Below are 14,423 nucleotides of genomic sequence, written 5' to 3'. Positions count from 1 at the left end.
GTCCTCTTCGCCGAACGCACCAACTGCGGGTAGATACCGAATGCAGAACGCCGTCTTGTCACCGGACGAACTGGGTCCGACCGTCTGCGCCGGCGAGATCCTGGTCGAGATCGTTGCGACGACCGTCGGCGAGGGGTTCCTGGCAGCACAACCGCTGGTGGGTCCCTATCCAAGCGGAGCGCCGGCGATCTTCATTGATCAGTGCGGGCGCCTCGGCGGCCGCGCCGCCATGATTGGCGCTGTCGGCGACGACGACTTCGGTCGAGTTAACCTGGATCGGCTGCGGATGGACGGAGTCGATGTGTCCGCGGTAGCCATCGATCACGAGTACCCGACGGGCAGTGCGTTTGTTCGCTACCGTGCGAGCGGCGAGCGGGATTTTGTCTACAACATCGCCAACTCGGCTGCGTCCAGGTTCGGCTGGGATGACGCGGTCGATGCCCTTGTCCGCCGCGCTGGCCACATTCACGTCATGGGCACAGCCCTCCCGATGCCGAGCGCCTGCAGCGTCATTGACCGAGCTGTCGAGATCATCAAGGCGAGGGGTGGAACGCTCTCGGTCGACCCCAATCTTCGCAAGGAACTGCGGCCAGACGCGCGGATTGAACGCCAGTTCGCCGAACTCGTGGCAAAAGCGGACCTCCTCCTGCCGAGCGGTGATGAACTCGAGCGCGCGGCCGGTGTCGTTGGCGAAACGGCGGCACTGCAGCGACTGTTCGACCTCGGCGTCGGAGAGGTTGTGCTGAAGCGTGGGGTGGACGGGGCCACCTGCTTCAGCCGGGACGGATCCCGCCTAGACGCTGCGGCATTCGTGGTGACCGAGGTTGATCCCACCGGTGCCGGCGACTGCTTCGGCGGTGCCTATGTGGCCTGCCGCCGCCTGGGCATGGGTCCTGAGGCGGCCCTGACCTATGCCTGCGCGGCCGGGGCTCGCAATGTGACCGTTCGGGGGCCGATGGAAGGCGCCGGCACGCGGGCCGAACTCGACGCGTTTATCGCTGCCACCCCAAGGGGATCGTGACGCCGACTGAGCTTACCAGCGTCAAGTCATGCGGGTCGCTCCACGGCTCCCTCAGATAACCCGCTCAACCACCACATCGTCCAGCGACAACCCGTCCACCCCCGAAGCGAACACCCCAGGCAAACCGCCGGGGTAGTCGACGAGGCCGATCACCACGCCGTCCGCGCCCTTGGTCCAGGCATTGGCGCGGCCCGAGGCGGTGGCTGATGGGGCGAGGTCGGCCGGGGTGGGCCTCAGGTCGTAGCGGCGGGCGGTGCCGAGCGTGCCGAGGCGTTGGGCAATGGCGATGCGGCTGAGCCGCACGTCGTTGATCCCGCCGGCAACCGTCGAGACGAGGTTGATCGCCCCTTCCATCGTGCCCGAAATGTCCTCGACGACGAGACCGGAAACCGCGCCCGCTGGCAGTTCCGGCCGGCGGGTGACCACCGTAACGGTCAGCGCCTCGCCCGAGCCCCAGAAGCCGTCCGGTGTCTCGTGGCACTCGAGCGCGATGCGCGAGAAGCGCACGTCGCTGATCCGGCCGCCGTCGCGCGAGAAGATCCCAAGCGCCCGGTTGGAATCGACCACCGCGCAATCCTCGAACACGATGCCGGTGACATCGCCGAAACTCTCGGTACCAATCTTGAGGGCGCAGCTCTGGCTCGAAACCCGGCAGTTGCGCACGGTGACGTTGCTGCAAGTGCCGATGCCTGCCGCGCGGCGGGTGGTCTTCAGGCACACGCCGTCATCGGCGGTGGAGATCTCTACCCCCTCGACCAGCACGTCATGGCAGCTGTCGATGACCAGCCCGTCGGTGTTGGGCAGCCGCCGGTCGTTTTGGACCCGCACACCCGTCACCCGTACATCGCGACAGGCGACGAGATGCATCGTCCACATCGGCGAGTCCGTGATCGTGACGCCGGAGATCTCGACGTCATTGCAGTCCTCCAGCACCAGCACGCGCGGCCGGAGTTTTGCTGGCACCCAGGTGCCCACCTCCGGGTCGTCACCCGCGATATAGGCCCGCCCGGGCGCCGCGATTTCTCCCTCGCCGGTGATCGCGATGCCGGTGGCGCCCTGAGCGACGATCAGCCCGCGATCCGAACCCTCGGCGATGACGCTCACCACATTGCCTGCCAGCGCGTCGTAGTCCGGCGCCAACCGCAATACCGATCCTGCTTCGAGGTGCAGGCCGATCCGGTCATGCAGCCGCAGTGCCCCGCACGGGTGCTCCCCCGCCTCGAGCACCACCCTGCCCCCGCCCACCGCGGCGAGTGCGTCGATGGCGGACTGGATGAGCACGGTCTGGTCGGAGGTGGAGGCGGGGATGAGGGTCATACGACTGTCCAGAGATAAGTATGTATTTTCAGCTACTTATAAGATTTCCTCACCCACTGGCCTACCTTCTCCCCTTGTGGGAGAAGGTGCCCGAAGGGCGGATGAGGGGCATCTCTCCGCGAACTCTGTCGCTCGTCGCTTCGCTCCGATCGCGCAACGCAAGCGCTGCGGGACCCCTCATCCGGCGCTTCGCGCCACCTTCTCCCACAAGGGGAGAAGGCAAGCCGCGGCATCGCGCCCTCACTCCAGCGGCTTAAGCACCAGCCCAGTCGCCCCATCGAACACATGCACGAACTCGGCCGGCGCCTTGAGCGGTACCCGCTGTCCCGGCTCGAACGCCTTGTGCTCGGGCACGTGGAAGATCGTCTCCGTCTCGGTGCCTTCGAGCTTGCCGTACACATAGGTCTCGGTGCCGATGCTCTCGGCGTAGTCGACGACGAAGGTCACATCCGCGCCCTCGCCCACGAACCGCAGATGCTGGGGGCGAATCCCAAGCTCGATCGCCGCCCCCGGCGCCAGCGTGCCGGCATCGACCGGCAGTTCCACCGCCCCGAAACCGGGCACCGTCACCACGGCGCCGCGTTCGTTCCGGCTGGTCAGCACGCCCGGATAGACGTTCATCCGCGGCGAGCCGATAAAGGTGGCGACGAACTTGTTCGCCGGCCGGCGAAACAGCTCGACCGGGTTGCCGAACTGTTCGAGCTTGCCGCCGTTCAGCACCGCGATGCGGTCCGCCATGGTCATCGCTTCGATCTGGTCGTGCGTCACGTAGATCATGGTGGCGCCGAGCCGCTTGTGCAGGCGGCTGATCTCCGCGCGGGTCTGGACGCGCAGCGCTGCGTCGAGATTGCTCAGCGGCTCATCGAACAGGAACACGTCGGGGTCGCGCACGATGGCGCGGCCGATGGCGACGCGCTGTCGCTGGCCGCCCGACAGCTCCTTCGGCCGCCGATCGAGGTAAGGCTCCATCGCGAGAATGCGCGCCGCCTCGAGCACCTTGGCGTCGATCTCGGCCTTGGGCAGCCTTTCGTTCTCGAGCCCGAAGCTCAGGTTCTTGGCCACCGTCATGTGCGGGTACAGCGCATAGGACTGGAACACCATGGCGATGCCACGCTCGGCCGGCGACAGCGCGGCGACATCGCGCCCGCCGATGACAATCTGCCCGCCGGTGGTCTTTTCGAGACCCGAAATCATCCGCAGCAGCGTTGATTTCCCGCAACCCGACGGCCCCACGAAAACGACAAACTCGCCGTCCGCCACATCGAGGTCGACGCCCTTGATGACCTTGGCGTCGCCGAAATCCTTGGTCACGCCCACCAGTTGCAGTGATGCCATCTACCCGCTCCGTCTCTCCCGTGAAGCTTCACGGCTGCTGGGAACCCATACTGCGGACGATTGCTTCATTCGTCAATATGACGAACAAACTCCGTCGATCGTGTGCCGCGCATCGACCACATTGGCAGAAGTTCATGGCCTAGCGCTGTACTTTTGCGCTGTTCCGACCGGTCGAAGGCATGGATTTCCAGTCAGCGGCGGCCGGCGGGGACGTCGCGCTTGTTGGGGAGCTCGCGGGGGCTGAAGAGGGAGTTGTGGAGTTCGCCGAGCGCGATTGCGGCAGCGCCGACTACCGTGGCGCGGGGACCGAGGCGGCCGCATTCGATGGGGACCGGGTGGCGCGTGCAGGTGGGGAGGATCTTGCGGATCAGCTCGACCAGCTCGGGCCGGCCGCCGATATTGCCGCCCATGACGATCTTGGCCGGGTCGATCACAGCCGTCACCGTGGCGACCAGTAACGCCGCGAGGCGGGCCGACTCCTCGACGGTGACGATCGCGGCGCGCTGGCCCTCGTTGTAGCGGTCGAAGATGTCGCGAACCGGGGTGCCGGCCGGGCCGCCGGCGAGGTGGTAGCGCCCGGAAATACCGGCGGCGCCGAGCGCATTCTCGAGCGCCCCGCGCTCGACGCTGAGCGGCGCGAAGGGGTCGGAGCCGAGCGGCAGGTAGCCTACTTCGCCCGCCGCCTGGGCGGCGCCGCGCAGCAGCTTGCCGTCCACCAGGATGCCCAGGCCGACGCCGGTGCCGATCGAGATGAAGCCGAAATAGCCCTCGCTCGGCTGGTGCGTTTCCCAGTACTCGCCGATCGCGCCAGCATTCACGTCGTTCTCGAATGTGACCTTGCAATCAAGCACTTGGCGGATCGACGAGGCGACGTCGATGGTGCCCATGTCATCGAGATTGGGCGCGAGACTCAGCCGCCCCGAGGCCGGGTCCATGACGCCGGGAATGGCGACCGTGGCGTGTAGCAGCTTGCTCGCCGGCAGCCCGGCCTGCGCAAGAATCGAGGTCTTGAGCGCGCCGATCTGTTCGATCAGCCGCATGCCGCCGGCCGGGTCGGCCGGCACTTCGCTGTCGAGGACGATGGCGCCCGCGATGTTGGCGACCGTGGCGCGGATGGTGCTCGAGCCGAGGTCTATCCCGAGGACACACCCGGCCGCCGCATCGACCTCGTAGCGCACCGCCGAGCGGCCGACGCCGCCCGAGATCATGCCGCTCTCGCGGACCCAGCCACGCTCGGTGAGCACGCGGATCACTTCCGACATGGTCTGCTTGGAGAGGCCGGTGGTGCGCGACAGTCCGGCCCGCGAGGCGGAGCCCTCGCGCAACAGCACGTCCATCACCGCCTGTACCGATAACTGCCGAAGCACCCGGGTTGGTGCGACCAGATCGTCCACCGGAAAGCCCGTCCAAATTCGTTAAGTCACCGACCTAACTGCGGACATTCGCCCAACCTGTCAAGTCAGCACCGCACCACCCCCACGCTCTCCAGCGCAAGCCGCGCGCACCCATGGAAATCCGCGTCTTCGACGCGCCCAAGTCCGGCAAAAGTCCAGCGTTAGATCATGAACTTCTGCCAGTCTTTCGCATGAACGCGCAATTCCGACCGTAGAATGAACGTTCCACCCGCTTGACAAACAGAACGTATCGTCATTCATTCGTCATGTTAACGAACAATTGGCCCTGTATGTCCGACCAGCAGCTCATGGACGCTATCGATGCGGTGGCCGCCCGGCTCAGGGCCGGCGCGCCCCAGGCGTCGGTGCTGGATGGGATCGCCACTGGAGCCGACGCGCTGCGCCTGATGCGCGCCGCGGGCTGGATCGAAGCGCGGGGCAGCGAGCTTGCCCTCTCCGGCCGGCGGGGTGCGGTGATCGGCCTGGACCTCGGCGGCACCAAGCTCAGAGGCGCGATCGGCAACGCCGCAGGCGAAATCCTCGCCGAATTCGACGAGCCTACCGCCAACCACGCCAAGGACAGCACGCTCGCCCAGATGGCGGACATGGTCCGCGGCCTTGCAGCGCGCGCAGGTATCGCGCTCGAGACAATCGAGCACGTCGCCGTCGGCGTACCGGGGATCGTCGCGCCTGATGGCGGCGTCGCGCTGTCCCCCAATGTCAGTTTCGACCGCAACACGCCGCTTGCCGAGACACTCGGCAAGATGCTGAGCCTGCCGGTCAGCGTCGACAATGACGGCAACCTGTCGGCCTTCGGCGAGTACACGGCAGGCCGTGGCCGCGATCGGGGAACGCACTCCCTGGCGTTCCTCGCTCTCGGCACCGGTGTCGGCATGGGCCTCATCGTCGATGGCCACTTGCTGCACGGCAACTCGGGCGGCGCCGGAGAAATCGCTCTCCTCCCCTTCGGCGCCGACCCATTTTCAGCAGCCCGCCTGCATCCTGGCGGCGCCTATGAGGCCGCGGTTGACACGGACGGTATCCGCAATGCCTACGCCAATGCCACGGGTAGCGACCTCGAGGTACGCGACATCTTCGATCGTGCCGAGCAGGGCGACGAAGCCGCATCGGCAGTCGTCGCCGACACTATCCGCAACATCGCGCTGGGTGTCGCGACGGTGATCGCTTTGCTCGACCCCGGTATTGTGGTCGTCGGCGGCGGCATCGGCGCCCGTCCGGGGCTCGCCGAGGCAATCGGTAAACTCACTGCGCAACTGGTGCCGACGGCGTGCGCGGTCGTCGCAAGTGCATTGGGCGACCGGGCCGGCGTTGTCGGAGCCCTCCAGTTCGCCAGCCGCCAGGCGCGGCTCAGCCTCATCGAAGGCACTACCAGTACGACCCGGGGAGCGGCGGCATGACCATCTCGGCCCGCTATCAGCACGGCAACAACGTGATGACGGCGCGGCCGGATGGCCTGATCGATTCCGCCGAGCCGGTGCTGCTGCCGATCATGGCGCCGCGGCTGCAGGGCGATTGCGAACCGGACGGGAAGATCACCCTAGCGTTGTGGGGCGCGGGCACGCTGGGCACCGTGAGCTTCACAGCCATTTCCGGGCCCTTCGTCTACGGACCGAACCGCGTCACCGGTAGATCGGGCGGCGTGTATGTTGCGCAATCCGCCCCGGTGATGGTGATCCGGGGCGTGACAGTTGTCCGGGCGGCCCCGTCCAGACGGGCGGCCTGGTGGCATACGGTCGACCCCAAGGACGTCGCCACCCGGACAAGCCGCAAAGGCTCCCTGCGGATCACCGAGCTTGCCTGGGGCGCGTTCATCCTCGATCAGCGCGGCAACGATCTGGTGCTGAGCGTCGGCGCTTCCCGCGACGAAGCCGAGGCTGCCCTGCGGCTGACAATCGAAACCGTCGTTGCCGAAGCCGAAGCCTATGTGCGGCGTTGCGATCGCTTGCCCGAGGCCGATCCCGTACTGCGCTCGATGGTCAGCCAAGGCACGCACGCGGCCCTCTCCAGCATCCGGCAGGACGAGCGCGGGCGCTTCGCCGGCCTCGCCGCCGGACAGGCTTACAGCGCCCCTGCCCGCACATACTATCGCGACGGCTATTGGACGCTGCAGCCGCTGTTGACGCTGGCGCCGGAAGCGGTGCGCGACCAGCTCCGCCTGCTGGCGGTCGGCGTCCAGCCCGATGGCGAGGCGCCGAGCGGCGTCATTCTCTCGGGGCAGGCACAAGCCGCCGCGTGGGACAAATTCCGTCGCGGCGACAAGGTCTATGCGGGCGAGCACCTCCGCCAGGGCGACTGGTGGAGCGACCACTTCGACAGCCCACTGTTCTTCATCCTGACCCTAGGCGACTACGTCGCAGCGACCGGCGATATTGAGGAGGCGCGGCGCCACTGGACCACCGTTCGATCCATCGTCGACCGCTATATCCGCGCCGCGGGAGCGGACGGGCTCCCCAAGAAGCCCAACCACGACCGCGACTGGGCCGACAACGTCTATCGCGAAGGGTACGTCTCCTACGATATCGGCCTGTGGGTCGGAGCGCTCGACGCCGTGGTTCGGCTGGGCAAGACGGTCGATCCAGTGCTCGCCGAAACGGCGCGGTTCCAGGCCGAGCTGGCACGGCTCAACATCGATAGTGCCCTCTGGGTGAAGTCGGCTGGCAACTACGCCGATTTCGTCAATTCCGACGGCTTCGCCGAGGACCACCTGACCCTCGATTCACTGACCCTGCTGCGCTACCGCGCGGTGTCAGATGCGCAGGCGAGGACGGTGGTTGCCGATGTCGCCAAGCGCCTCGAGAGCCGCCACAACACCGAGCAGCCCTATGGCGACTGGGGCATGCTCTGCGCCTATCCCCCGTTCAAGCGGGCAAAGGACGTGCGCGCCAAATCCGCTTTCGCCTTCCGCTATCACAACGGTTCGGACTGGCCCTACCTCGACGGTCTCTACGCCGAGCAGCGCCTACGCCTCGGTCTGAAGGGCGCGCGATACGCCCTCACCCGCTGGTGGGAGGCCTGCCTCGCGAGCGGCTGGGCGGGGGCCATCGAATACTATTCGCCGCCTTTCGGGCGGGGATCGCTGCTCCAGGGCTGGAGCGGACTGCCAGCGCACATCGCTGTACAATACCGCGATGAGCTCCTGGCAGAAGGGGACGAGCCCGCGTCAATCGCTCCCGTCATGGACGGAGTAATAGGAGGACCATCATGAGCTTCATCAGGAATGCCGCATTTGCCCTAGTGGCGGCGACGGCCATCGCAACGCCGGTCGTCGCTTCCGAACTGCAGTTGGGCTGGTATGTCGACGGCGACGAGCAGGAGCAGGCGCTCCGCGGACTGCTGGACGAATACACCAAGCTGCACCCCGAAACGACTTTCGACCTGCAGATCACGCCCTATGACGGCATGTCGGAAAAGTTCCGGCAGTATGCCGCTTCAGGCATCATGCCGGACGTGTCGCTGACCTCGTCGATGGAGCCGGTTGTTCGCCCGTTCCTCGTCGACTGGGCCGAGGTGAACGGCAAGGAATGGATCGACCAGTTCGTCAAGGGCTGGGCCGACGGCGCCAAGCTGGGCGACAAGGTGATCGCCGCGCCGCTCGACGTTACGGCGGTCGGCATCTTCTACAACGCCGATGCCTTCGCCAAGGCCGGCATCCCGCTGCCGGCGCAGGGCGCCACCTGGGATGAAGTGCTTCCGGTGCTGAAGCAGGTCTCCGAGAAGGCCGGCGTTCGCTTCCCGCTGGTCTGGGACGTGTCGGCGCACCGCTACCTCACGTACCAGTTCCAGTACGGCAACCACATCTATTCGGAAGACGCCCCGGTCAAGGTGGCGATGGATGATGCGAGCTGGGTCACCGTGCTCAAGCAGTTCGTCAAGATCACCGAAGACTACATGCCGCCGGGGCTCTGGTCGGGTTCGAGCTCGGACAAGCCCTACGACATGTTCGTGAACCAGCAGGCCGTCGCCTATATGTCGGGTAGCTGGCAGATCGGCAGCTTCAATGACAACGCCAGCTTCAAGTGGCAGGCTGGCCCGACGCCCAAGGGCACCGTGTCGTCGTCCAACGTGGGCGGCAACTACCTCGTCGCCTTCAACACCTCCAAGCACCTCGACGAAGCCACGGCTTTCGTGACCTGGATCACCTCTCCGGACGTCCAGGCAGAATACGCCAAGATCTTCGGCCTGCTCCCGGCCAACAAGCTGGCGCCGGCAGTTGCCTACTCGAGCGAAGATGCCGCCGCGGCGGTGAAGAACTTCCAGGTGGAGCTCGACAGCTCGCCGCGCTATGCCGCGACGGACCAGGCCTGGCCGGAAATGCAGGCGGGTGTCTGGGACGCCGTCAAGAACAGCGTCACCCAGGTGGTTGCTGGCCAGGTGACCCCAGAGGAAGCCGTTGCCAGCCTCCACGCAGCAGCTGAAGCTGCCATCACGGCGGGGAAGTAACGACATGAGCACGGGCGACCTGACGCAGCTCAACAGACCGGCAATGTCGATGTCGACGAGGCTGCTTCGCCTCGCTGGCCGCACGAGCTGGCCCTACCTGCTGCTGCTGCCTACGGTCGCCCTGCTTTTCGCCTTTACGCTCTATCCACTGGTGCAGGGCCTGTGGATGAGCCTGTTCCGTCGCGGCCTGGTGGTCGTGGAACAAGTGCCGGAATCGATCCCCGTGTTCGTGGGGTTCGACAACTACCTGCAACTGATGACCGACAAGGACTTCGTCCTGTCGCTGGTGCGCACCGTGGTCTTCGTCGTCGTCGCCGTGCCGCTGCAACTGGCAGCGGCGCTTGCACTGGCGATGCTGCTCGCACCGCAGTCGCGGTTCAATTCGGTGGTTCGCACCATCGTGTTCTTCCCCTCGATGATCTCGGGCCTGATCATCGGCGTCATCTGGGCCTGGCTGTTCGCGCGCAATAGCGGCCTCGTCAATTATGGGCTCTCGCTCGTCGGCGTCCCGGCCGTGCCGTGGCTGGAACAGGACCAACTGGCCCAGGCAGCGGTCGTCGTGGCCTGGATCTGGGGCGGCGCCGGCTTCAACATGATGATCCTGATCGCTGGCCTGACCTCGATCCCCCGGGATCTCTACGAGGCCGCCGCGATCGACGGCACCAGCCGCTGGCGGATCTTCACCCACATCACGCTGCCGCTGCTCCAGCCCTCCGTCGTCGTTGTGGTGGTGCTGGGCGTCATCGGAGCCTTCCAAGTCTACGAGATCGTGGTCTCGCTGACGACTGGGGGACCGGGTCGCGCCACGGTGTTCCTGGTCCAGAACATCTACGAGACGGCTTTCAAGAAGCCCAATCAGGCCGGCATCGCGGCGGCCCAGTCGGGCGTGCTGTTCCTCATCCTGATGGTGCTGACCATCATCCAACTGCGCGTGGCGCGGAGACGCTGATGACCCTGCTTCGCTCACCCGGACGGATCGCCGCCTTCGCCGTCGTGCTGGTCCTGTTCATCCTGCCGCCGCTCTGGCTGCTGTTGTCGGCGCTGAAGCCGCAGGCCGAGATCTTCCAGTGGCCGCCTTCGCTGTGGCCCGAGAACTTCACGCTCGAGAACTTCCAGAAGACGGTCAGCCGGGCCAATTTCGGCACCTATTTCCTCAACTCGGCGATCGTCTCGATCAGCTCGGCTTTACTCTCGGTGACGATGAGCGTGATGGCCGGCTATGCGCTCGCCAAATTCCGCTTCAAGGGTGACACGGTCATCTTCCTCGTGATCATGTCGGCCGTGATGGTGCCACTGCAGATCGTGCTGATCCCGGTGTTCCTGGTGCTGCGCGACCTGGGGCTGCTCAACACCCTGTGGGGCCTGATCATTGCGCCGGCCGCGACGCCGACCGGCGTGTTCCTGATGCGGCAGTACATCACCGGCATTCCGGACAACCTGCTCGAGGCGGCGCGCATCGAGGGCACGCCGGAATGGCGCATCCTCTTACGCATCGTCGTGCCGCTGTGCCTCCCCGCGATCGGTACCTTGCTCGCCTTCAACCTGGTGTGGCGCTGGAACGATTATCTCTGGCCGTTCCTGATCGTCGCCAAGCAGGAGCAATGGACGGTGCAGCTCGCGATCGCCAATTCCATCGGGCGGTTCTCGATCAACTGGCCGCGCCTCTTGTCGATGACCGTGCTATCGATCCTGCCGATGCTGGTGATTTTCATCGCGCTGCAGAAGACACTGATGAACGGGCTGATGTCCGGCGCCACCAAGGAATAGCTCGTCTCCATATGCGCTCGATCGCGACCTACGACCGCCTGCTCGCCGTGCTGCGCGAGCGCATCTTCACGCTGCTTGATGCCGAGGTGCCGCTGCGGTTTCGCCGCGCCGAGAACGGTGACCGGGCCCGCGCTCTGACGGAGCCTCGTGACGGCTGGACGCCGGTCGACCGCGATCTCGTTTGGGGGGAGCCCGACGGCTACTACTGGTTTGCGGGGACGGCCACGATCCCCGCCGAGGCGGCGGGGCAACGCGTGTTCTGCCGCATCGAGGCGCAGTTCGGCTCGGTGATGGGGCGATCCGACCCGCAGTGCCTGGTGCGGGTGAATGGGCAGATCGCGCAGGGGGCCGATGGAAACCACCGCGAGTTCCGGCTGGCCGATGTGGCGGTGCCGGGCGAGAGGTTCGAGATCGTCATCGAGGCGGGGACGATCGAGGACCGGCGGCAACTGGGGTTCGCGTGCCGGCTGCTGACGCATGATCCGCTGGCCGAGAAGCTCTACTTCGACCTCAAGGTACCGCTCGATGTGGCGCGGCTGCTGAAGCATGACGATGCGCGGCGGACGCGGATACTGAACCACATCGACGAAGCGCTGAAGGCGATCGACCTGCGGCCGGGGGATGCGCCGCGCTTTGCCGCGAGCCTGGGGGCCGCGGAGGTCATTGCCGATCGCATCTATGCCGACGCGGACGCGGACGCGATGCCGACCATCGTCGCGACCGGGCACACGCATATCGACGTCGCCTGGCTGTGGCGGGTGCGCGAGACGCGGCAGAAGATGGCGCGGAGCTTTGCCACGGCGCTGAGCCTGATGGACGAGTATCCGGACTACCGGTTCATGTACAACCAGGGGCTGCTGCTCGACTACCTTGAACAGGACTATCCTGAGCTGTTCGAGCGCATGCGCGGCAAGATCGACGGTGGCCAGTTCGAGATCGAGGGCGCGCTGTGGCTCGAGCCGGACGTCAATATCACCGGCGGCGAGGCGCTGGTGCGGCACATCCTGCATGGCGTGCGGTACCATCAGCAGAAGTTCGGGGTGACGCCGCGCATTGTGTGGCTGCCGGACACCTTTGGCTACAGCGCGGCCCTGCCGCAGCTGATGGCGCTCAGCGGGCTCGACATGTTCGTGACCCACAAGCTCAGCTGGAACGACACCAACCGCATGCCCTATGAGGCGTTCCACTGGCAGGGCATCGACGGCACCAGGGTGCCGGCCTATTTCCTCACGACGCAGAAATACGAATACGACGGCATCAACACGACGTACTGCCCGGACCTCGTGCCGAGCCATGTGCTGGGGACGTGGAAGCGGTTCAGCCAGAAGGAGACGCTGGACGAGCTGTTCCTGGTCTACGGGCACGGCGATGGCGGCGGCGGGCCGACACGGGCGATGCTGGAGAATGTGCGGCGCATGGAGCGCGGCATCCCCGGTTGCCCGCGGCTCAAGCACGACAAAATGGGGCCGTTTTTCGCCCGGCTGAGCGACAAGTTCAGCGCCGATCCGGCGGCCTTCCCGACCTGGGTGGGTGAGCTCTATCTCGAGTATCACCGCGGGACGCTCACCTCGGTGGCCAAGAACAAGCGCAACAACCGGCTGGCGGAGACAGCGCTGCGCGAGCTCGAGCTGCTGGCGGTGCTGGCGATGGAGCGGGGCGTCGCCTATCCCACGGACAAGCTGTGGGAGCTGTGGCAGATCGTGCTGCTGAACCAGTTCCACGACATCCTGCCCGGCTCCTCGATCGGCGCCGTGTATGAGGACAGCGACCGGGACTATGCGCGGTTCTTCGCCGAGGCGGAGACACTGAAGCGCGAGTTGGCGGCGCCGCTCGCGGGTGATGGTGAGCATCTGCTGCTCAATCTTCTGGCGCGGCGGCGTGCGGGCTATGTGACGCTTCCTGAGGGGATGCACAGCGTCCTCGAAGACGGAACGGCGATCCCGGCGCAGCGGATCGTGCTGGCCGACGGCTCGGCCGCCCACATAGCACCCGTCGACGCTGTGCCCCCGCTCGGCGGGCGAGCCGTCGCGCTGAGCCCCGCTACCGTCGAGCTGCCCGAGACCACCGGCCTCTCAGTGTCGCCGACCTCGCTCGAGAACTCGCGCCTCAGGGTCGAACTCGACGCGCGGGGCCGCATCGTTTCGCTGTTCGACAAGCAGAGCAGCCGGGAGACCGTCGAGGCCGGAAAAGCCGCGAACGCGCTTTTCGCCCACCAGGACATCCCGGTGGATTTCGACGCCTGGGATATCGATGCCTCGTTTGAGGACAAGGTCTGGCCGGTCGACCGGCTCGTCTCCTCCGAAGTGGTCGAGACCGGCCCCTATCGCGCCGCCATTCGCCTCGAGTGGCGCTATGAAAGCTCGAGCATCGTCCAGATCGTGGCGCTCGAGCGCGATTCCGCGCGGCTCGACATCGACTGCATGGTCGATTGGCACGAGCACCAGACCCTGCTGAAGGCCGCCTTCCCGCTCGCCGTCCGCACCGACAGCGTCGCTGCCGAAATCCAGTTCGGCCACGTGACGCGCCCGACGCATCGCAACACCAGCTGGGATGTCGCCCGCTTCGAAACCAGCATGCAGCGTTGGGTGGATATGTCCGAGCCGGGCTTCGGCGTCGCGCTCATCAACGACTGCAAGTATGGCTACGATGCCAAGGGCAACATCCTGCGGCTGACGCTGGTGAAGTCCCCGGTTTTCCCGTGGCCCGACGCTGACCAGGGCCTCCATCGTTTCCGCTACGCCCTGTTCGTCCACGACGGCGACCGCGGCGCCGTCCACGACGAGGCGGAGGCCTTCAACCTGCCGCTGCAACTGATCGCAGGCGCCGCCGCTGGACCATCGCTCGAAGCGGTCAGCCTCTTCGAAGTCCTCGGCGACGGGGTCTCTGTCGAAGCGGTGAAGAAAGCCGAGGATGGGAACGCGTTCGTGGTCCGGCTGTGCGAAACGCGCGGCCGCAGGCAAGCCGTGACCCTCGACTTCGGCGCCACCGGTCGAAAGGTCCGCGAGGCGAACCTGCTTGAAGCGCCCAGCGCGCAGCTGGCGGACAACGTCCACACGCTGGCGCTTACCTTCGCACCTTTCGAGATTCGCACGCTGCTGCTCGGCTAGCGGTGGAACTGGAGCACGTCG

The 14,423-nt window shown here is 66.2% G+C and carries 10 protein-coding genes; 7 read left to right on the top strand and 3 right to left on the bottom strand.

Translation table 11 applies throughout. The annotated features are described in order from the left end of the window. The first annotated feature begins 40 nt into the window (after positions 1–40). Positions 41–1,021: a tagatose kinase gene (locus AC1DWU_RS15470; RefSeq protein WP_477150894.1), complete on the top strand. Its 981-nt coding sequence runs from the start codon at positions 41–43 to the stop codon at positions 1,019–1,021. A gap of 51 nt (positions 1,022–1,072) precedes the next feature. On the opposite strand, the gene pglB is transcribed toward AC1DWU_RS15470, so the two are convergent. From pglB to AC1DWU_RS15455, 3 genes are all read right to left on the bottom strand, one after another. Next, a complete protein-coding gene (pglB, locus tag AC1DWU_RS15465; RefSeq protein WP_477150893.1) occupies positions 1,073–2,338 on the bottom strand; it encodes a polygalacturonase PglB in 1,266 nt (421 codons plus the stop codon). Positions 2,339–2,578: 240 nt separating this feature from the next. Further along, positions 2,579–3,673, bottom strand: a complete 1,095-nt coding sequence (locus AC1DWU_RS15460) for an ABC transporter ATP-binding protein (protein WP_477150892.1) — start codon at positions 3,671–3,673, stop codon at positions 2,579–2,581. 191 nt (positions 3,674–3,864) lie between these two features. Next, positions 3,865–5,067, bottom strand: a complete 1,203-nt coding sequence (locus AC1DWU_RS15455) for an ROK family transcriptional regulator (RefSeq protein ID WP_477150891.1) — start codon at positions 5,065–5,067, stop codon at positions 3,865–3,867. Between the two features lie 290 nt (positions 5,068–5,357). On the opposite strand from AC1DWU_RS15455, the gene AC1DWU_RS15450 reads away from it, so the two are divergent. The 6 genes from AC1DWU_RS15450 to AC1DWU_RS15425 are packed head-to-tail and all read left to right on the top strand — an operon-like array spanning position 5,358 to position 14,402. Next, entirely contained in the window at positions 5,358–6,485 is a 1,128-nt protein-coding gene (locus tag AC1DWU_RS15450; protein ID WP_477150890.1) for an ROK family protein, read from the top strand. Then, positions 6,482–8,293 (top strand): amylo-alpha-1,6-glucosidase, encoded by a 1,812-nt coding sequence (locus AC1DWU_RS15445; RefSeq protein ID WP_477150889.1) that lies wholly within the window; start codon positions 6,482–6,484, stop codon positions 8,291–8,293. Before AC1DWU_RS15450 ends, AC1DWU_RS15445 begins: the two co-directional genes overlap by 4 nt. After that, a complete protein-coding gene (locus AC1DWU_RS15440; RefSeq protein ID WP_477150888.1) occupies positions 8,290–9,528 on the top strand; it encodes an ABC transporter substrate-binding protein in 1,239 nt (412 codons plus the stop codon). The genes AC1DWU_RS15445 and AC1DWU_RS15440 overlap by 4 nt, the downstream gene beginning before the upstream one ends. Before the next feature lie 4 nt (positions 9,529–9,532). Further along, positions 9,533–10,477 carry a carbohydrate ABC transporter permease gene (locus AC1DWU_RS15435; protein WP_477150887.1) on the top strand — a complete coding sequence of 315 codons (945 nt, stop codon included), beginning with the start codon at positions 9,533–9,535 and terminating at the stop codon, positions 10,475–10,477. Further along, positions 10,477–11,295 (top strand): carbohydrate ABC transporter permease, encoded by an 819-nt coding sequence (locus AC1DWU_RS15430; protein ID WP_477150886.1) that lies wholly within the window; start codon positions 10,477–10,479, stop codon positions 11,293–11,295. The genes AC1DWU_RS15435 and AC1DWU_RS15430 overlap by 1 nt, the downstream gene beginning before the upstream one ends. A gap of 11 nt (positions 11,296–11,306) precedes the next feature. Next, complete coding sequence (locus AC1DWU_RS15425; RefSeq protein ID WP_477150885.1) at positions 11,307–14,402, top strand: alpha-mannosidase; 3,096 nt, start codon at positions 11,307–11,309, stop codon at positions 14,400–14,402. Positions 14,403–14,423: the final 21 nt, after the last annotated feature.

It is taken from the genome of Devosia sp. P2_G7, from assembly GCF_056403495.1.
This window is presented reverse-complemented; position numbering and strand designations above follow the sequence as displayed.

Bases quoted from the DNA above. Each gene is read 5' to 3' on its own strand.
- AC1DWU_RS15470 (WP_477150894.1), top strand. From the start codon at position 41: ATGCAGAACGCCGTCTTGTCACCGGACGAACTGGGTCCGACCGTCTGC.
- pglB (WP_477150893.1), bottom strand. From the start codon at position 2,338: ATGACCCTCATCCCCGCCTCCACCTCCGACCAGACCGTGCTCATCCAG.
- AC1DWU_RS15460 (WP_477150892.1), bottom strand. From the start codon at position 3,673: ATGGCATCACTGCAACTGGTGGGCGTGACCAAGGATTTCGGCGACGCC.
- AC1DWU_RS15450 (WP_477150890.1), top strand. From the start codon at position 5,358: ATGTCCGACCAGCAGCTCATGGACGCTATCGATGCGGTGGCCGCCCGG.
- AC1DWU_RS15445 (WP_477150889.1), top strand. From the start codon at position 6,482: ATGACCATCTCGGCCCGCTATCAGCACGGCAACAACGTGATGACGGCG.
- AC1DWU_RS15440 (WP_477150888.1), top strand. From the start codon at position 8,290: ATGAGCTTCATCAGGAATGCCGCATTTGCCCTAGTGGCGGCGACGGCC.
- AC1DWU_RS15435 (WP_477150887.1), top strand. From the start codon at position 9,533: ATGAGCACGGGCGACCTGACGCAGCTCAACAGACCGGCAATGTCGATG.
- AC1DWU_RS15430 (WP_477150886.1), top strand. From the start codon at position 10,477: ATGACCCTGCTTCGCTCACCCGGACGGATCGCCGCCTTCGCCGTCGTG.
- AC1DWU_RS15425 (WP_477150885.1), top strand. From the start codon at position 11,307: ATGCGCTCGATCGCGACCTACGACCGCCTGCTCGCCGTGCTGCGCGAG.